The organism is Pseudomonas hefeiensis (assembly GCF_030687835.1).
In the GTDB taxonomy this organism is placed as follows: Bacteria; Pseudomonadota; Gammaproteobacteria; order Pseudomonadales; family Pseudomonadaceae; genus Aquipseudomonas; species Aquipseudomonas hefeiensis.
Window position 1 is genome coordinate 2,417,456 of record NZ_CP117449.1, and the last position, 18,461, is coordinate 2,435,916.

18 protein-coding genes are annotated in these 18,461 nt (G+C 58.9%); 13 read left to right on the forward strand and 5 right to left on the reverse strand.

Going from position 1 to position 18,461, the window contains the following annotated elements; genetic code table 11:
• Positions 1-43: 43 nt before the first annotated feature.
• Genes PSH57_RS10745 through PSH57_RS10765 form a run of 5 tightly spaced genes read left to right on the forward strand, consistent with a single transcriptional unit; the run spans position 44 to position 4,158 of the window.
• Positions 44-625 carry a cupin domain-containing protein gene (locus PSH57_RS10745; protein ID WP_305389422.1) on the forward strand — a complete coding sequence of 194 codons (582 nt, stop codon included), beginning with the start codon at positions 44-46 and terminating at the stop codon, positions 623-625.
• Positions 622-1,629, forward strand: a complete 1,008-nt coding sequence (locus PSH57_RS10750) for a fumarylacetoacetate hydrolase family protein (protein ID WP_305389423.1) — start codon at positions 622-624, stop codon at positions 1,627-1,629. Before PSH57_RS10745 ends, PSH57_RS10750 begins: the two co-directional genes overlap by 4 nt.
• Entirely contained in the window at positions 1,617-2,627 is a 1,011-nt protein-coding gene (locus PSH57_RS10755) for an NAD-dependent epimerase/dehydratase family protein (RefSeq protein ID WP_305416552.1), read from the forward strand. The genes PSH57_RS10750 and PSH57_RS10755 overlap by 13 nt, the downstream gene beginning before the upstream one ends.
• Positions 2,614-3,399 carry a cyclase family protein gene (locus PSH57_RS10760; protein WP_305389424.1) on the forward strand — a complete coding sequence of 262 codons (786 nt, stop codon included), beginning with the start codon at positions 2,614-2,616 and terminating at the stop codon, positions 3,397-3,399. Before PSH57_RS10755 ends, PSH57_RS10760 begins: the two co-directional genes overlap by 14 nt.
• Positions 3,400-3,411: 12 nt before the next feature.
• The gene (locus PSH57_RS10765) at positions 3,412-4,158 is read left to right on the forward strand and encodes a FadR/GntR family transcriptional regulator (RefSeq protein ID WP_305416554.1); all 747 of its coding nucleotides are present in this window, start codon (positions 3,412-3,414) and stop codon (positions 4,156-4,158) included.
• Here the strand turns inward: PSH57_RS10765 and PSH57_RS10770 are convergent.
• A complete protein-coding gene (locus PSH57_RS10770; protein WP_305389425.1) occupies positions 4,148-5,071 on the reverse strand; it encodes a LysR family transcriptional regulator in 924 nt (307 codons plus the stop codon). The genes PSH57_RS10765 and PSH57_RS10770 overlap by 11 nt on opposite strands.
• Before the next feature lie 123 nt (positions 5,072-5,194).
• Here PSH57_RS10770 and PSH57_RS10775 point away from each other — a divergent pair, with 123 nt between their 5' ends.
• The 5 genes from PSH57_RS10775 to PSH57_RS10795 all read left to right on the forward strand — a co-directional run bounded on the left by PSH57_RS10775 (position 5,195) and on the right by PSH57_RS10795 (position 11,477).
• Complete coding sequence (locus tag PSH57_RS10775) at positions 5,195-6,313, forward strand: LysR family transcriptional regulator (RefSeq protein ID WP_305389427.1); 1,119 nt, start codon at positions 5,195-5,197, stop codon at positions 6,311-6,313.
• A 99-nt stretch (positions 6,314-6,412) separates the two neighbouring features.
• Entirely contained in the window at positions 6,413-7,423 is a 1,011-nt protein-coding gene (locus tag PSH57_RS10780; protein WP_305389429.1) for an ornithine cyclodeaminase family protein, read from the forward strand.
• A 27-nt stretch (positions 7,424-7,450) separates the two neighbouring features.
• Positions 7,451-8,467 carry a dihydrodipicolinate synthase family protein gene (locus tag PSH57_RS10785; RefSeq protein WP_305389430.1) on the forward strand — a complete coding sequence of 339 codons (1,017 nt, stop codon included), beginning with the start codon at positions 7,451-7,453 and terminating at the stop codon, positions 8,465-8,467.
• Between the two features lie 16 nt (positions 8,468-8,483).
• A complete protein-coding gene (locus PSH57_RS10790) occupies positions 8,484-9,953 on the forward strand; it encodes an NAD-dependent succinate-semialdehyde dehydrogenase (protein WP_305389432.1) in 1,470 nt (489 codons plus the stop codon).
• 390 nt (positions 9,954-10,343) lie between these two features.
• Positions 10,344-11,477 carry an FAD-dependent oxidoreductase gene (locus tag PSH57_RS10795; protein ID WP_305389434.1) on the forward strand — a complete coding sequence of 378 codons (1,134 nt, stop codon included), beginning with the start codon at positions 10,344-10,346 and terminating at the stop codon, positions 11,475-11,477.
• Positions 11,478-11,607: 130 nt separating this feature from the next.
• On the opposite strand, the gene PSH57_RS10800 is transcribed toward PSH57_RS10795, so the two are convergent.
• Both PSH57_RS10800 and PSH57_RS10805 read right to left on the reverse strand, forming a co-directional pair.
• Complete coding sequence (locus tag PSH57_RS10800; RefSeq protein WP_305389435.1) at positions 11,608-12,351, reverse strand: PDC sensor domain-containing protein; 744 nt, start codon at positions 12,349-12,351, stop codon at positions 11,608-11,610.
• Positions 12,352-12,458: 107 nt separating this feature from the next.
• Entirely contained in the window at positions 12,459-13,190 is a 732-nt protein-coding gene (locus PSH57_RS10805; RefSeq protein WP_305389436.1) for a FadR/GntR family transcriptional regulator, read from the reverse strand.
• Between the two features lie 235 nt (positions 13,191-13,425).
• Here PSH57_RS10805 and PSH57_RS10810 point away from each other — a divergent pair, with 235 nt between their 5' ends.
• From PSH57_RS10810 to PSH57_RS10820, 3 genes are all read left to right on the forward strand, one after another.
• Positions 13,426-14,919, forward strand: a complete 1,494-nt coding sequence (locus PSH57_RS10810) for an aldehyde dehydrogenase (RefSeq protein WP_305389437.1) — start codon at positions 13,426-13,428, stop codon at positions 14,917-14,919.
• An 86-nt stretch (positions 14,920-15,005) separates the two neighbouring features.
• Positions 15,006-16,484: an APC family permease gene (locus PSH57_RS10815; RefSeq protein WP_305389438.1), complete on the forward strand. Its 1,479-nt coding sequence runs from the start codon at positions 15,006-15,008 to the stop codon at positions 16,482-16,484.
• 84 nt (positions 16,485-16,568) lie between these two features.
• Positions 16,569-17,033 carry an ester cyclase gene (locus PSH57_RS10820; protein WP_422766093.1) on the forward strand — a complete coding sequence of 155 codons (465 nt, stop codon included), beginning with the start codon at positions 16,569-16,571 and terminating at the stop codon, positions 17,031-17,033.
• A gap of 9 nt (positions 17,034-17,042) precedes the next feature.
• Here PSH57_RS10820 and PSH57_RS10825 read toward each other — a convergent pair whose 3' ends face one another.
• Together PSH57_RS10825 and PSH57_RS10830 are read right to left on the reverse strand one after the other, a co-directional pair.
• Positions 17,043-17,519, reverse strand: coding sequence for an SMP-30/gluconolactonase/LRE family protein (locus tag PSH57_RS10825; RefSeq protein WP_305389441.1), 477 nt, complete (start codon positions 17,517-17,519; stop codon positions 17,043-17,045).
• On the reverse strand, positions 17,516-18,430 hold the full coding sequence (locus PSH57_RS10830; protein WP_305389443.1) for an IclR family transcriptional regulator domain-containing protein: 915 nt from the start codon (positions 18,428-18,430) through the stop codon (positions 17,516-17,518). Before PSH57_RS10830 ends, PSH57_RS10825 begins: the two co-directional genes overlap by 4 nt.
• Positions 18,431-18,461 lie beyond the last annotated feature (31 nt).

The following is an 18,461-nucleotide window of genomic DNA, read 5'->3' on the forward strand; positions in this document are numbered from 1 at the left end:
ACAGCACCATCAGCGACGGTTATTGATTAAGGAGTCTGAACAGATGCAAGCGCTTCCCGATTTCAAACGCGTAGTCACTGGCCACGACGAACAAGGGTTGGCCCGGGTCGCGTCAAGCGGACCGACATTCAACAACTTTGCGCTCAAGGCCGTGCCCGGTACGGTGTTCTACGAAGTGTGGAACAGCACCAACAGCCCGGCGTTGCTGGATAACGGTGACGATCCTACGACCAAACCCTTGCAACTGAGCCCTTCGACCCTCGGCAATCTGATCCGTGTAGTGGATATCCCGCCTGACAGCGTGCAAAACCAAGTCAGTGAAGCGGACGCCGCGGCCGCTTTCGCCGAAATCGGCGAGTCTCATGCAGGCACCGGCACCACGGACTCCCGGCACAAGTTAATGCACCGCACCGAGACCCTCGACTACGGCATCGTCACCGAGGGCGAAGTGTGGCTGGTGCTAGATAAGGAAGAGGTGCATCTCAAGCGCGGCGATATCGTCGTGCAACGCGGTACCAATCATGCGTGGAGTAATCGCACTGAACATCCGGCACGGATGGTGTTCATTCTGCACGACGGGCGCTACAGCGACGAACTGGTGGCTATGCAGGGAGTGACGCGATGAAACTGGCAACCTTGAAAAGCACCGGTCGCGACGGACGACTGGTGTTGGTATCGCGCGATTTGCACCAGGCGCTGGAGGTCGGCGATATCGCAGCCACTCTGCAACAAGCCATCGATCGTTGGGACGAGGTCCAGCCGCGGTTGCAGGTGTTGTATCGCAAGCTGAACGAGGGGCGGGCGCCAGGGGCTTTCGCCTTTGATCCGGCTCAGGCTGGCGCACCATTGCCGCGCACATATCAGTGGTTGGACGGCTCGTCCTTCATCTCCCATGGCCAGCTGATGCAAAAAGCCTTTCACCTTGAGCCCATCGAAGACGTGGAAAGTATTGCACTGATTTACCAGGGCGCTGGCGATGACTTTCTCGGCTCGCGTGACGATATCCCGCTGCCCAGCGAGCAACACGGCATCGATTTCGAAGGCGAGTTCGCGGTGGTGGTCGATGAGGTGCCAATGGGCTGCTCGGCTGATGCGGCCATGGCGCATATCAAGCTGGTGCTGCAGCTCAACGATGTCAGCCTGCGAGCCCTGGCGCCGCGAGAGATGAAAACCGGATTCGGCTTCATTCAGGCCAAGCCATCCTCCAGCTTTGCCGCTGTCGCGGTAACGCCGGACGAATTGGGTGATGCCTGGCGTGAGGGGCGGGTGCACCTGCCGCTGCAAGTGGAGTGGAACGGTGAGTGGTTCGGCAACCCCCACGGCGGCGCAATGCACTTCGGCTTTCACCATCTCATTGCCCACGCCGCACTGACCCGGCGCCTGGGTGCCGGTACGGTGGTGGGGTCGGGAACGGTCTCCAATGTCGATCAAAAAATGGGATCGGCCTGCATCGCTGAACGCAGAGCCATTGAGATGATCGAGCACGGGGCGCCGCGAACAGGTTTCATGCGCTTCGGCGACCGGGTGCGCATGGAGGTGCTGGGCAGTGACGGGCAGTCGCTGTTTGGAGGCATCGATCAGCGCGTCGTTTCAAGCCTGGGCGCGGGGAAAGCATTATGCGAATCCTAGTCACAGGGGCCAACGGTTTCATCGGCCGCATTCTGGTCCAACGCCTGCTTGCGACCGGGGTTCTACGTGGCACGCCAATCAGTACGCTGATCTTACTGGACAAAGAACTGAGCGACTTTCCCGAGGACAATCGGCTGCGTCGCAACCTGGGGAGTGCCAGCGACGCGGCTTTGCTACGGCGAATACTGGCCGATGGTATCGATGTGGTCTTTCATCTGGTGAGCATACCAGGTGGCGCTGCCGAGGCGCATTACGCTCAGGGCTACGAGGTCAATCTACTGGCCAGTCTGGAGTTGCTTGAGCAACTGCGGCAACAGCCTGCCAGGCCTGTTTTGATCTATGCCAGCAGCGTAGCGGTTTACGGCCCGAGCCTGGCTGGGCGCATGGATGAGTCTGCCAGAGCCTGTCCTGAACTGTCCTACGGCTCGCACAAATTGATGGTTGAGGTCGCCTTGAACGATCTGGCTCGGCGTGGCGAGGTCGATGGCCGTGCGCTGCGTTTACCGGGCATCGTGGCCCGGCCTCGGGCGCCCAATGGGCTGCGTTCGGCGTTCATGAGCGACCTGCTGCATGCTTTCGCCGCTGGCGAGCCTTACTGCTGTCCCGTTTCCCCGCAAGCGACTGCATGGTGGATGTCGGTGCGCTGCTGTGTCGATAACCTATTGCATGCAGCCGAAGTGGATGAAGCCGCACTGGGGGGGCAACGGGTCTGGCAACTGCCCTTGTTGCACCTTTCCATTGCCCAGATCATCGATGCCCTGGCAGCGGTATACGGTGATCAGAGGAGAGGGCTCATCACTTTTGCATCGGACGAAGGGCTTGAGGCGCTCTTCGGTCGCTTCCCGGCAATGAGCACTCCCAAGGCTCGGGCCCTGGGTCTGCGTCATGATGGTTCTGCTGCGGCCCTGGTTCGAAACGCGCTAAATCCCTTCTCCCGCACTCGGCGTGCACATCGGGTAGATGATCCTGCTGGAGTGGTTGCTCATGAAATTGACTAATCGACGCCTGGTGGATTTGTCCGTGTGCCTGGAGAACAACCCGTACACCGACCCACCTCCGTTATTGCCGAAAGTTGAATACAGTAACCACCAGGAAGGTTGGCCGGAAATGGCGGCCATGTTTCCGGGCCTGAAAAAATCTGATCTGCCGGGGGATGAATCCTGGGCCGCCGAACGTCTGTTTATCACCACCCACAGTGGCACCCATATGGATGCGCCTTGGCACTACGCCTCGACCACCGATGGCGGCAAACCCGCCTATGGTATTGATGAGTTGCCTCTGGACTGGTGCCTGCAGCCTGGCGTGAAGTTGGATTTTCGACACCTTCCCGACGGGCATGTGGTCAGCGCCGCGGAAGTGGAAGAAGAGTTGGCACGCATCGACCATGACTTGCAGCCGCTGGATATCGTCTTGGTCAACACGCGGGCAGGCGCCTTGTTCGGATTGCCAGGGTATCTGGATGCCGGTGTCGGCATGGGGCGCGAGGCCACGATGTATCTGCTGGAAAAGGGGGTGCGGGTTGTCGGGACCGATGCCTGGAGCTGGGATGCGCCATTCAAGTACACGCGCGCACGCTTCGCTGAAAGTGGCGACGCCTCGATCATCTGGGAGGGGCACAAGGTCGGTCGGGATATCGGTTATGGCCAGATGGAAAAACTCGCCAATCTGGAAAGCCTGCCGGCCCATGGTTTTTTGGTCTCTTGTTTCCCTTACAAGATCAAACACGCATCGGCCGGTTTTATCCGGGCCGTGGCGATTTTCGAGGATTGAGAATGATCGATCATGACTGATATGAGTGTATCCACAGACGTACGAAAAAAGCGCCGTAGTCTTTCTCAAGACCTTGAAGCGTTGCTGTCGAAACACATTAGCGAGGGGCGGCTGCGAGGGGGAGAAAAGCTGCCCACCGAGACGGCCATCATGCGCGAGTATGGTGTGAGCAGGACAGTCGTTCGCGAAGCCATGTCTCGTTTGCAGGCCAGTGGCATGGTTCTGACGTATCATGGTATCGGGACGTTCGTGCGGGGCAGTACGCTGTCGCCAGGTCCACTCATTGACCCGGCGACGATCGACATCATCGTCGATTCGCTGGCCATCATGGAGCTGCGCATTGCGCTTGAAGTGGAAGCCGCAGGACTTGCCGCTCAACGACGAACACCCGATCAGTTGGAAGAGATGCGTGCGCTGCTTGATCGGTTAAAACCCAGGGAAATCATGGCTGATGATGTGGCCGCCCTGGACTTTCAGTTCCATTTGAAAATAGCGCAGGCCACAGGTAATCCCTATATTGGCAACACCCTGGGCACCCTCGGCGTCGTCATCGTTCCGCGCAGCCGACTCGATTCTGCTCGTCTGTTCCACGAAGACCCCTTGAGTTACGAACAGCGCATTCACAATGAGCACGAAAGGATTTATGAAGCAATCCTGCGTCAGGACGTTGAATGCGCGCGCGCTGCGATGCGCCTGCACCTGGATGACAGTCGCGGGCATCTACATCAGGCCCATGAACGGAGTCGAGCTAGAGAATAACCGGCGTATCGAGGCTGCGGATCGTATCAACCACTTTTGCGCGAAGCCAACGCAACATAGGGTCGCTATCCATGCTGCGGTGCCAGGCCATGAATTCTTTCATCGTAGTCAACTCGACTGGAGGCCGAATCAATCGAAGGGGCAGGGTTTTGGCATACAGTGCAGCCAGCCGGCCGAGCATGGTCGCTATACGTTCGGTGCCCATGATCAGGCTGGGTATGGTGCTGAAATCGTGCGTAATGATCTCCAGTCGACGGCTGCATCCGTACTGCTTGATCAGCCACTCATCGACCCCCGGCGTCCTGTTTCTGCCGAAAGCGGCGGCGACGTGACCCAACTCCAGGTAGCGTTCTAACGTCAGGGTTTGACCCACGCTGGTATTGCCTTCCCATACGACGCAGACGTGTTGTTCCTCGAAGAGCAACTGCGAGGGGTGCTGGGGGGAAATGTAGTGTTCTGGTGCGATCATCAAGTCGATCTCGCCATGCATGAGCATTTCCAGAGGCGAGTCATTCGGGCTGACCAGTTCGAAGGTCACGAAAGGGGCTTCACGATTCGCTGCCTTGATGACCTCGGCAAAGATCACGCAAATCAGGTAGTCGGACGCCATGACCCGAAAATGGCGTTTGCTTTCTGCGATGTTTTCTTCAGGTTTGCTTGTGATGGATGTCTGGATCTTGAGAAGAATTTCGCGCACGGGGTTTTGTAGTTGCTTGGCTCGCGGGGTGAGCATCATTTTGCGACCAACCTGTACCAGCAAGTCATCCTCGAAGTAGGTCCGCAGACGCCCGATGACGCCACTGGTTGCCGATTGAGTCATATGCAAGCGCGCTGCGGCACGGGTGATATTTTGCTCCTCCAGCAAAATATCGAGGGCCACCAGGAGATTAAGATCCAGATGTTCGAATCGCATGGCATTGTTCTCTTATTGTTTTTGTTTTCGATACTTTCAGTGCGATCTATCAGATTGTCAACTACCTGCCCTGGCGTGATGTGACAGAGGGAAAGGACGCGTGCATACGACTTGAGTTGCATCATGTATCTTTTAATTCGATATCACTTATCGCCAATCGCGATGGATGGGAGGCGGATACCGCGTGCGGACTCCGGCCAAGGGTTCTATTGTTTGCATAACGTACTGATTCGATTAATGGTTTGGTGGGCAGGGCAAGCCGAATGTTTTGGAATTGATGATATGAAAAATAATAAAAACGCTCTTAGCATCCAAGCATCCGACATAGCACGGAACTGCCCTTCAACAGATTTAACGATTGTTGATTCTCGCTGGATATTGTTTGTACGTGTAGCGGCGGCTGGAAGTTTAAGTAAAGCAGCTACATTACTTGACATGCCTCAATCCATGGTCAGTCGAAATATTGCTCTGCTCGAATCGCAATGTGGCGAGCGCTTGTTTCATCGTACCGGGCGCGGAGTGGTCCTGACTGAGTTTGGTGAGCAGTTGCTGCCTTGCATATCAAGCCTTCTGGTGGAGGCGCAGAGCATTGTCGATGACATTCGTAACCTGCGCGGCAAACCGGTGGGCGAAGTGGTCGTCGGCATGTTGCCTTCCGCGGTACGTCGTTATGCGGGGGGGCTTTTTGCGACAGTGCGAGAGCAGATGCCGGGGGTGAGAGTGCACCTGATCGAGGGCGCGAGTGCTCAACTGGAAGAACAGCTGCACGATGGTCGTCTCGATATGGCGTTGGTCCTGCGTGAGGATGAGACAAGCATCGGTGAGGCGTATCTGCTGGCCAGGGTTCCTTTGCATCTGGTGGGGCCCGCCACAGACCCTGTCATCGGCAATCGAGATATCCCATTGAAGCAGTTGTCCGGGTTGCCATTGGTGGTTCCTGGACGCCCCCATCTGCTGAGGGCCCGGCTCGATCACCTGGCGGTCGAGCATTCCATGGCATTGCGCGTCGCTGTAGAAGCCGATTCTGTCCATCTTCAGTACGAAGTCGTTGCGGCAGGCGGAGGTTATGCGATTGCCTCTGTGCTGCCGGGTTCGCTGGATCTGCGACTGACGTCCTCGCGCATAGTCGAGCCCGTTCTTGAGCGTTTTGTAGTACTGGTCGAATCTCCCCGTCGCCCCTTGACCCGTGCCTCCCGGGAGGTACGACGGTTAATCTGTGATTTGGCCATGCCATCGACTTAAGCGATAACTGCTTTGCACTCCACGCAGTATTCGCCATGGCAAGTGCCTCGTAGGGTGTCAGTCAATCAATGACTGATGCCCGATTGCGAGGTTAACGATATGCATGATTCCAAGATGCCCCAGGCCATTGCGCCGACGCTCTTTCTCAGCGACTGCGATGTTGCCTCAATCACCGACTGGAGCGCAGCCGTGGCCGCGCTCGCCGACGCCTATGCTCACCCGACATCGGATGCCATGGTACCGCCTCGCTCCATGGCCCGAGGCGATGGTTTCTGGCTGCGCAGTTTGACTGCTGTGTCACCCGCTGGAGGCCATATGGGCTGCAAGTTGATTGCGGCCTCGATGCGGGCCCGTTGCGCCAGTTATCTGATTGCATTGTTCAATCAGCAGACCATGGCCCTGAGCGCCTTGATCGATGGCAACCGGGTGACGGGGTTGCGCACGGCTGCAACCGCCGCATTGGCGATAGATCTGCTCGCACCTCAGCGAACGCTACGGGTGGGCGTGATTGGTGCCGGGTTCGAAGCACGCGGCGCGCTTGACTGCCTCATGTCCGTGCGGGAGGTGGCTCGGGTACGGGTGTTCAGCCCAACCCCTGCGAGTCGCGAGCGGTTTGCCGAGAGCTTCAGGCCTGCGCTGGATATCGAAGCGCTAAACAGTGCGCAAGAGGCGGTGCAGGATTGTGATGTGGTGATCTGCGCCGCACGCAGTCGTGACGAGTCTGCCGTGTTGCAAGGAGCGTGGTTGCCCGCAGGCGTTACTGTCGTGTCGTTGGGTTCGACCTTGCCTGAGCAGCGGGAGGTTGACGTGGTCACGATGGAGCGAGCGGTTTGCATCGTCGCTGACATGCCCCAGGAAGTACTGCACGACACTGGCGACGGCATTGCTGCAGTCAGTGCCGGCGTTAAAGTCGCCGAGAAATTAATACCTCTGGCAGACCTGGTCGCGGGTTGTGTCCAGCCGCGTCGAAATGAAAGCGACATCGTCCTCTATAAATCGGTTGGTTCGGCCCTGCAGGATGTCGTCATTGCGCAAATGCTCTACGAGCGTGCCAAGCAGCAAGGCCTCGGTATCGACCTGCCCGCCAGTATTGTCCCTGTCTCGAAATAAACCATTCACTGTCTGAAGGAAGTCATCATGGCAATCTACAAAAAAGCTGATGCTCGTGCTTGGGCGCGGGAAAACCTGGTTGGCTGCTCGGCGGTCACTATCCCCAGCTTCAGTGCCGATCTGAAGCGCCTCAATGAGCGCGGCATTCGCCACGACATCGAGCATACGGTCGGGCTCGGTTACAGTGCCACGCTGCTTTGCAGCGAGCTTGCGATCACGCCGCAGGAGAATGCTCAATTCACCGCCTGGGTCCGTGAATCCGGGAAAAACCTGATCCTGTTCTTCCACGCCGCTTTTGGCACGCTTGCCGAGAATATCGAGGCTGCGAAACTTGCCGAGAAAGCGGGTGCGGACATTGTTCTGCTCTCCTATCCACCGCAGTTCTGGCCAACCTGCGAGCAGGAAATCTACGACTACACCAAGTCATTTTGCGATGCGACGGATCTGGCGGTCATGCTGTTCCCGATTCCGCTCTGGGGCTTTGAGCGCGTGCATCCATCCGGCATGTCCCTGGAACTGGTACGCCGGCTGCTGGCCGATTGTCCGAATATCGCGGCGATCAAGGCCGAGCAGGGGTTCCCACTGCCGGCAGGTATCTGCGAGATGTACCACCACTTCCGGGATCAAGTCGTGATCAGTTGCCCGATCGAAGGCGATGCAATTCCATTGATGAGCCTGATGGAGCTGCAGTTTTCCGGCACCAGCAACACCGCCTGGATGAGCGACTACTACCCGAAGGCTTTCGAGTTGGCACGCACCGGCCGATTCGAAGAGGCGATGGAGTTGTATTGGAAGGTCAACCCGGCACGTGGTGCCAACGGCGCAGCGGCTCAAACCTATGCCGGTGGTACGGGGGTGCTCAATCGCACGATGTGGAAATACCAGGACTGGCTGGCCGGTTTCAACGGCGGCCCGTTGCGTGCGCCCGCGATGCGAGTTCCGGATCGTCTCATGAAGTCTTTGCGTCAAGGTCTGGTCGCATCCGGCCTGCCGGTGACGTCGGATCCTGATAGCGCCTTCATGATCGGGCGTAACCCTTGCTGAGCATGAGGATTGCAAAGTGAAGCATTTACTGAAAGATCCAACACTGTGGCGTACGGGCGCCTACATCGCTGGAGAGTGGCTGAACGAGACGCCACACGGTCGCTACACGTTGCATAATCCGGTCGACCAAACGGTGCTTGCCGAGCTGCCGCGCTGCCGCGAAACCGAAGTGCGCCGGGCAATCGATGCCGCGCACGAGGCTTTTGGTCCATGGCGTCGCTTGACGGCCAAACGCCGTGGCGAGGTGTTGCGTCGCTGGTACGAGTTGATGGTGGAACATCGCGAGGATATCGCCACGCTGATTACTTTGGAGGAGGGTAAGCCTCTGGACGAGGCGCGCGGTGAAGTCGATTACGCTGCGTCCTTTATCCGATGGTTTTCCGAAGAAGCCACACGTGTGCGTGGCGATCTGATCCCCGGCGTAAAAGATACTCAGCGTATCGTTGTACTGCGCGAGCCCATTGGGGTCTGCGCCGCGATAACACCGTGGAACTTCCCCGCGGCCATGATTACCCGCAAGGCGGCTCCGGCACTCGCGGCGGGCTGCACGATAGTGGTGAAACCGGCGAGCCAGACACCGATGACCGCACTTGCGCTCGCCGAACTGGCACAACGTGCTGGAGTGCCAGCCGGTGTTTTCAGCGTGATCACGGGTAATGACACCCGAGACATTGCGGGCGAGCTTACGGGCAACCCGTTGGTGCGCAAACTCACGTTTACGGGTTCCACCGAAGTTGGCCGGCTGCTCTTGGCGCAGGCGGCGCAGACGGTCAAGAAATGCTCCATGGAGTTAGGTGGCAACGCCCCCTTCATCGTCTTCGATGATGCTGATCTTGATGCTGCGGCTGACGGTGTGATGCAGGCTAAGTTTCGCAATGGCGGGCAGTCATGTATCGGGGCGAATCGGGTGCTGGTGCAATCGGGGATTTATGACGCCCTAGCTGATCGCATCGTCGAGCGCATGGCCCGACTGAAGGTGGGAAATGGTCTTGAGCCTGGTGTGCAGGTGGGACCGCTGATCGATAAAGCCGCGGTACGAAAATCCCAGGAGCTTGTTGATGATGCGTTGGCCCAGGGTGCTCGACTATTGTCCGGTGGTACACGCCATGCATTGGGTGGGTGCTTCTTCCAACCCACGCTACTTGCAGAGGTGACGCATGGAATGAGAGTGGCACGCGAGGAGATATTCGGCCCGGTCATGCCATTGGTGCGTTTCGATAGCGATGATGACGCAATCGCAATGGCGAACGACAGCGAGTATGGCCTTGCGGCGTATCTGTTCAGCCGCGATGCGGCGCGCATCTGGCGCAACGCCGCACGCATCGAGTCGGGCATGGTCGGCATCAACTGCGGTTTGATATCGAATGAGGTCGCCCCCTTCGGTGGGGTGAAACAGAGTGGTCTTGGGCGAGAGGGATCACACCTTGGAATCGATGAGTTCCTGGAGGTGAAATACCTCTGTTGGGACGGCCTGGAAAGTGTCTGAAGTGCAGCACTGACACAGGGTGAATGCCGATGAATTGCGGTTCAGATGAGCCGTAGTTAATCGGCATCCCATATTTATGTGCGTGGGGCAAAGCGTCTTCAAACAGTGCGACAAAACCTGGTTGCAGACATCCCGGGCAATCCGGGCAGGCTTCTGGCTGGGGCGGGTATTGCTGTCAAACCTGCTCCCGTCATCTATCACCTCCAGCGATACCTCTGATTGTGGAATGCGATTTCAGCACGGATATCCGATTCGATAGTCTCGTTCTTGCTTGGGCATTGTCAGTCTGAATTTTATGAACTTTCAGGATCAGGTCGATAGCGCCGCTGAACTCGCTGGTGCGCAATGCGATGTCAGCCCGATTGAAATAAGAATAATTAGGAGCGCGTGATGATTGCAGCAGTCAATAAAGTCTTGGTTATCGGAGGCGGTTTTTCCGGTATGACAGCGGCTATCCAGCTTGCCCGCCAGGGTGTCGAAGTGGACTTGGTCGAGATAGATCCCCTGTGGTGTCCCCTGGGGGCTGGCATTACGCTTAGCGGCCCCACGTTAAGGGCGTTGGATACCGTTGGCATCCTCGAAAGGGTGACCGAGGAAGGGTATTTGTCCACGGATTTCGATGTGTTTTCACCAGCAGGTGACCTAATCGTGCAGTTGGCGCTTCGACCTCCCGTCAGCCATAGACAAATCCCTTGTGGCGGCGGCATCCTGCGCCCAGTCCTGGCTCGGATTTTTGCCGATAAGACACGGGAGGTGGGCACTCACGTGCGCCTTGGCGTGACCTTCGACAGTATCTCCGAGCATGGGGCTGGCGTCGAGGTGGCGTTCACCGACGGGACCCAAGGGTCTTATGACCTGGTCATCGCCGCCGATGGCGTGCATTCGCGGATGCGAAAAGAGTTTTTTCCTGAGGCGCCGTCACCCAAACCCATCCACCAGAGCGCCTGGCGTGCTGTGCTCAGGCGGCCGTCGGAAATCGTCCGCCCCAGTCATTGGCTGGGACGCACCAAGGTGGGCGTCAATCCGATTTCCGCCACGCATATGTACATGTTCCTCATGGAAAATCGAGAATTTTCTGAGTGGATTGATCCGGCAAACTGGGCAGGCGAAGTGGCGCGTCTGCTTAGTGAGTTCCCAGCCCCGGTTCTGCAAACGCTCGTGCCACAACTGTACGAGCCGGGCGCCAATATCGACTACCGTCCACTGGCCAATCTGCTGGTACCGCTGCCATGGCATAAAGGCCGCATCGTAATGATCGGGGACACAGTGCATGCCACCACTCCTCATTTGGCTTCCGGAGCCGGAATAGGCATCGAGAGCGCCATCGTGCTCGCAGAAGAATTGCTTGCCTCCAGCGATCTGCAGGTTGCTTTGGCCCGGTTCGAAGCACGGCGTTGGGAACGTTGCCAACTGGTAGTCGAGAATTCCGCACGGCTGTGCGAGATCGAAAAAAGCGGCGGCGACAAGCAGGAGCATGCGCAAATCATGGGCGACTCCATGGCGACCTTGGCTGAGCCGATCTGAGTGATTGAAGTCCCTGGCCACTGGGCAAGCAATTTCGCCACTAGCCTTTCACGGTCTGGCATGAAAAGACCGTTCAAGGCTAGCAGACTAGCGTGTCGTGCAGGTCCCCTCAGCGCAAGAGTGATAGCGATTAGAGCCTGGGTACCGGCCGCTCCACGACGCTCCAATAGGATGACGTGTCGATGAGACTCAAAACGCGCCCTTGTTCCATGTCCTGGTTCAGCACGCCCCGGATCAGATCGCCGGCCAACCAACTCGCCGTATTGGCGGCCAGCACGCGGCCCTCGGCATTGAGCAACAGCGCTTCATTGCTGACTCTCATCAGGCTGCTCACGAGCAAAGGTTCCAACGAATGCAGGGAGATGTCGGCGGCGGCGACGCCAATGAAGCGATCATCGAAAAAAATCGGCACGGAAAAGGCGACGATGTACTGCTCGGTGCCGTACAAGTCGACAAAAGGACCGTCTATGGAAGGTTGGCGAGTCTGCTGCGGACGGGTGTACCAGGGCATGTGCAGGTAATCGTAGAAACGATCGCTGCGGCTATCGAGATTCAGCTGCAAAGGCTGGATGTGTTCGTTCTGGGTCCGGCACCACCACTGCAAGTGCATCTCGCAATCTTCCAGCTCACCGGGGGCGAAGACCACGCCGGCGCCATGAAACTTGAGGCTTTCAGAATCGAGAATCTGCCGGACGCCAGCCAGCAATGGCTTGAGGTCGCGTTGATTGGGTCGCCTGGTCTTGCACCGTTGCCGTTCCCAAATGCTCGATACCTGGGCGCCCAGGTCGTTGAGACCCTTGAAGACGTTACCAATGGAAGCGTTGATCAACGTTGCGCATTGGAATAACCCATTTGCTGACATTTCGTTATCCATGGCTCTAACTCATGCCTCGGAAGGGACAGTGCGGTGTTTGCTGGCGACACGAACAAACTGTCGGGCGGTGTTTGGAGTCAGTTGTTCAGCAAGTTCTGTTCCAGTCATCAGGCATCTTGCGCCATCTGCTGCAGCCGTATGGCGGTCAAGCGCCGGACGCCGCGAGCGACATGGGCTTCGGCCAGTGCCCCGGCCAGATTGGCATCGTTCGCAATGATGGCCTCCAGAATCGCCCGGTGTTCCCGTTCGATCACTTGGGGGGCCGGTTGCTCATCGAACGGCAACCATAACAACTCCCCCAGTTCCGCCTGCAAACGGGCCTCGCTGTGGGTCAGCCGCACCGACTGCGACGCCACGGCAATTTCGATGTGGAACCTGGCGTCGGCACGTCGGCGCTCCAGCCGTTCTTGCGCCTTGGCCAACGCATCGATGTAACCACCCAACCGTGCATGCTGCTCTGGCCCGGCGCGTTGGGCTGCCAAGCGGGCGGCGGCGCCTGAGATGGCTGCGTGCTCGTCGGCCAGGTCACGCAATCCAAGCGTGCTCATTTCACGCAATTGATCGAACAAGGCCTGATCGGTGGTTAGTGGGGCGGCGCAGATAAAGCTGCCGCCGTTGCGTCCACGCCGGGTTTCGATGACCCCGCGCTCTCGCAAGGCAGCCAACGCATCGCGCAGGGTGACCGTGGCGACGCCAAGTTGGGTGGCCAGGGTACTTTCGCTGGGGAGCTGTTCACCTTCGACCAGAAGCCCAAGGTCAATCATTTCAACCAGGCGGCGGGTGACGGATTCCGTTCTCCCTTCCTGATTGAGGCGGATGAGGCTCGATGTAGGGCTCATGGTCGTTTCATTCATTGGTGGCGCCGTCGACGCCTGGACTCAAAAAATTCTATTTCATAGTTCAAAGGCATTTTCAGGGGCCATTGACGCGAAATTCTATGGATGAAAAGGCATTGAAGTCAAAACAACCTGACCGAATTTGGTTTTCCTGGGGTTCTCATGGATTAAAAGATATGGTTCCATATGTTTAAGCGAGCCGAGATCGCATTCATCCGAACCCAGGAGCACTTCAATCATGAGTCACTTGACCCGAGCAGAGTGGGAAGCCAGAGCCAAGGCGCTGAACATCGAGGGCCGTGCCTTTATCGACGGGCGATACAGGCCTGCCAGTTCAGGCGCTACCTTCGAATGCGTGAGTCCTGTGGATGGGCGATTGTTGGGCCTGGTTGCAAGTTGCGATACCGCGGATGCCGAGCTGGCCGTGAGCAGCGCCCGGGCGGCATTCGAATCCGGCGTTTGGTCGCGTCAGGCACCGGCAGTGCGCAAGGCGGTCATGCTGCGTTTTTCCGACCTCTTGCAGTCCCACGCCGAAGAGCTGGCACTGCTGGAAACGCTGGACATGGGCAAACCGATCGCCGACTCACTGTCGGTCGACCTGCCCGGCGCCATCGACAGCATTCGCTGGTGCGGTGAAGCCATCGACAAGATCTACGATGAGGTGGCCGCGACGGCTATGGATCAGCTCGGGTTGGTGACGCGGGAGCCGGTCGGGGTGGTCGTTGCCATCGTGCCGTGGAATTTCCCGTTGATGATGGCTTCGTGGAAATTGGGGCCGGCATTGGCGACCGGCAACTCGGTGATTCTCAAGCCTTCGGAGCGTTCGCCGCTGACGGCTATTCGCATCGCACAGCTTGCCCTGGAAGCAGGGTTGCCGGCCGGTGTGCTCAATGTGCTGCCAGGCTATGGGCATACGGTGGGCAAGGCCCTGGCCTTGCACGGTGACGTTGATGCGCTGGCGTTTACCGGTTCCACCCAAGTGGCCAAGCAACTTCTCGTGTATGCGGGTGAGTCGAACATGAAGCGGGTCTGGCTGGAGGCAGGGGGTAAGAGTCCGAACATTGTCTTCGCCGATGCCCCTGATCTACAGGCAGCCGCCGAAGCGGCGGCGGCTGCTATCGCTTTCAATCAGGGCGAGGTGTGCACCGCCGGTTCACGTTTGCTCGTCCAGGCTTCCATCAAGGCGCGCTTCGTGCCGATGGTGGTCGAGGCCATGACAGGCTGGAAGCCGGGCCATCCACTGGACCCCGACACCAATGTCGGTGCGCTGGTGGACGCGCGCCACCTGGAAGAGGTGTTGCACCACATTCGGCAAGGACAGGATCAAGGCGCCCAGTTGTTACTGGGAGGGCGCGTGGCATTGGAGGAAACCGGCGGCAGCTACGTGGAGCCGACACTGTTCGACAATGTCAGCAACTCGATGACTATTGCCCGGGAAGAGATTTTCGGCCCGGTGCTGTCGGTGATCGAATTCGACGAAGCCGAGGATGCGGTGCGCATCGCCAACGACACGCCTTACGGGCTGGCGGCAGCCGTCTGGACGGCCAGCCTGTCGCGCGCCCACACCATGGCCCGCGCACTTCGTGCCGGAAGTGTCTGGGTCAACCTGTATGACGGCGGCGACATGATGGCGCCGTTCGGTGGTTACAAGCAGTCCGGCAATGGCCGCGATAAATCCCTGCATGCCTTCGATAAGTACACCGAGATCAAGGCCACCTGGATACAGCTCTGAGCATTTCTGGTGAACCACGTTACGGGCGGGATGGCTCTGCCTGCTTGACGCTTACTCAAACGAATTCCTTTTTGAAGGATGGCGCAATGAACAGCTCGATAAGCTCCACGGCAGCCGTGGACCAGGACGCGGAGCAACTCCGTGCCCTGGGGTACACCTCGAATTTCGAACGTAGCATGAGCCTGTGGCAGAACTTTGCCCTCGGGTTCACCTACCTGTCGCCGGTGGTCGGTGTCTACACGTTGTTCGGCCTGTGCCTGGCAGCGGGCGGGCCGCCGATGTTCTGGTCCTACCTGCTGGTGGGGTTCGGGCAAATGCTGGTGTGCCTGATTTTTTGCGAAGTGGTGTCCCAGTACCCCATTTCCGGCGGTGTCTATCCGTGGGCCCGTCGCCTGGTGGGGAAAAAATGGGCCTGGATGGTCGGCTGGATCTACGCCATCTCTTTATGCGTGACCATTGCGGCTGTCGCATTGGGCGCCGGTCCCTACATTGCCAATCTGCTGGGTTTCGAGTCTTCTCCGGTCACCAATACCTTGGTCGCGCTGGTGCTGACCGGCGCCGCGACGGTCCTGAACCTGAGCGGCACCAAGCTACTGGCGCGGGTGGCGATGTTCGGCTTTCTGTGTGAGCTGGTCGGGGCGTTGTTGATCGGCGGCTATTTGCTGATTTTCGAGCGCCACCAACCCTTGAGCGTGTTGTTCGACACGTTCGATATTTCTATCGATGGGGAGTACTGGCCGGCCTTCCTCGCCGCGTCACTGGCGGGGATGTTCCTTTACTACGGTTTTGAAGCGTGCGGCGATGTCGCCGAGGAAACGCCTAATCCCAGCCGCCAGGTCCCCAAGGCCATGCGGATGACGATCTGGATCGGCGGTGCCGCTTCGATCTTTGCCGCCCTGGCCTTGATCCTGGCCGTGCCTGATATTGCCGCCGTTGTCTCCGGGCAGGACAAGGATCCCATGGCCACGATATTCGGCGCGGCGTTCGGTCCGGTCATGTCGAGAGCGGTCATGGCGGTGATCACGGTCTCGTTCGTTTCCTGTGTGCTGAGCTTGCAGGCATCCGCCAGCCGCTTGTTGTATGCCTACGCCCGAGACGAGATGCTCATGGGTAGTGGTGTGCTGAAGAAACTCTCCCCGACCACCCATGTGCCGACCGCCGCCCTGATGGTTTGCGGGGTGTTGCCGGCGATCATCGTGTGTGTCGGCTTTTATCTTCAGAACGCGATCGCGCTGGTGGTGAGTTTTGCCGCCATCGGTATCTACCTGGCGTTCCAGATGATCGTCGGGGGTGTGATATACGCTCGCCTTCGGGGCTGGACACCCAAGGGCCAGTTCACCTTGGGACGTTGGGGCTGGCCGGTGAACATCGCTGCACTCTGCTATGGCTTGTTCGCCATCGTCAATATGTCCTGGCCGCGTACGCCGGATGCGCCTTGGTACGTGAACTACGGCATCGTGTTGGTCGGCGCCATCGTGATTCTCGTCGGCCTCGTCTACATGGTCCTGTTTCGTCCCTACGAGAAGGGCACCGCCCCGGCTTCCGATGCCTGGAAAAAAGCCTAGGAATATGACGGCTTGCCGCCGGGCGCGGCAGGCAAATCCTCTGATGAGAAAAGGGTGAACGCTATGACGTCCCGAATCCATTCGATGCTGCTTGGGTTGCTCCTGATTCTGGCCAGCCATGGGGTCATGGCGGCCAGTCAAAACGATACGCTGGGCGTGATCCATGGCTACATGAAGGCTTGGAACGCTCGCGATGCGGACGCTGCGGCGAAGTACTTCGCCGAGGACGGCGAGTTTCTCGACGCCTCGGTGGGGGCACCGCAGGTCGGTCGGGAAAATGCCAAGACCCAGGTGATCGAAGTGTTCATGCACGCAGTGCCGGATCTGCAATGGACGATGCTGGGCGAGCCGATCGTCAACGGTGAAAGCATTGCCTTCGAATGGGAGTTCAAGGGGCACAATACCGGGCCTTGGAGCACCGAGACGCCGGCCACCCAGCGTCCCCTCAGCTTCAAGGGAGTGAGTTTCATACGGCTCAAGGAGGGCAAGATTCTCACGCAGCATGATTACTATGACGCCCTTGGTTTTAACAAGCAGCTCGGCTGGTAGTTCGATACCTCACAGGCGCCAGTTGCTCATTGCCACTGGCTGTCCGGCAACCTCGGCTTCCAGCCGCTGCAAGCATCCCGAGTCGGGGGCGCCACTGAGCACTTCAAGTTTGAGTTCCTGGCGGGAACTGGTGATATACAGGGTACTGCCGTCCTTTCCCCCAAAGCAAAGATCCGAGGGGCTCGGTACGGGAAGGCCGATCATGCGGTCGAGATTGCCGTGTGCGTCGAAGCGAACCAGGCTCCAGCCATCCCGTTGAGTCGTCCAGACCCCGCCTTGGGTGTCCAGGGCCAAGCCGCTCAGGCTGCCTCCACCACGTGGCAGGGAAGCCAAGCGGCGCATAGCATTACTGCCGAGCTGCAAGCGCAGGATATCGCCGGTTGCGGGGGTTATTGCATATAGGGCTTCGCCCGTGGCATCCCAGCGAAAACCACTGACCTGCTCGGTCAGACTCCAGCCATGTCGCAATTCTCCCTCGGCACTCACCTCACCGATCTGGCAACCACTGGCGGTCTTCGTGCATCCCCATAAGACGCCGGTGGATGAGTGGTCAAGGCCAGGAGCCGGCTGCCGATCAGGTCCTGCATTGGATGCTCGGCGCCTTGCCAATCAATCAGCGACCAGCCCCCCGCTTGGGCCACCAATAAACCATCACGGTGCAGCTCCATGGCATGCACCGGAAGATCCAGGCGGGTGAGGATTCGGCTGCTCTGGCCATCCCAGCAATGGATCGCGGGGGCCAACGTGTCGGCCCAATAAAGTATTTGGTGTTCAGCATGCCAGCGTGGAAAGGCGCCATGGAAGGCCCATGGTCCGGGTACCACGTTGGTCGCGTGAGTGTTATGCACCGCCGGTTCCGAGCGCAGTTGTTCGCCAACCCGCCGAGCGGCATCCGTCAGCTCAGGCCCCAGCAGCGTAAGGCGCTCCAGAGTGAGCCGATAGGCTGGGCCCGCGACGCTCAGAGCACCACGCACAGTCCCCTGTTTATCGATGATGGGGGCGGCGACGCAGCGCACGCCCAGACGAATTTCTTCGTCGTCCAGCGCGTAACCACGGGCGCGGGTGATCTGGAGTTCCGTCAACAAGCGCCGGCGGTCGGTGATGGTAAGCGGGGTCAGTGGCTCCAGCACCAGTCCCTTGAGAATCTCATCCCGAGCAGTCGGTGAGAGCGCCGAGAGAATGGCCTTGCCCTGACCGGTGCAGTATACCGGCTTGCCCTGGCCCAGGCTGGCGGCGGAGCGCAGAGTGTGTGCACCGTCGCAACGTTCGAGCGAAAGCACCTGGTTGCCGTCAAGCACGGCCAGGTAGGCGGTTTCCCCCGTCAGGTCGCGCAAGGCGCGCAGCTCGGCGCTAGCGGCAGCGACGAGATCCGGGGCGGATTCAACCGGTCGTCGCAACACCTTGATCGAGGTGTTTATGGGACGACCC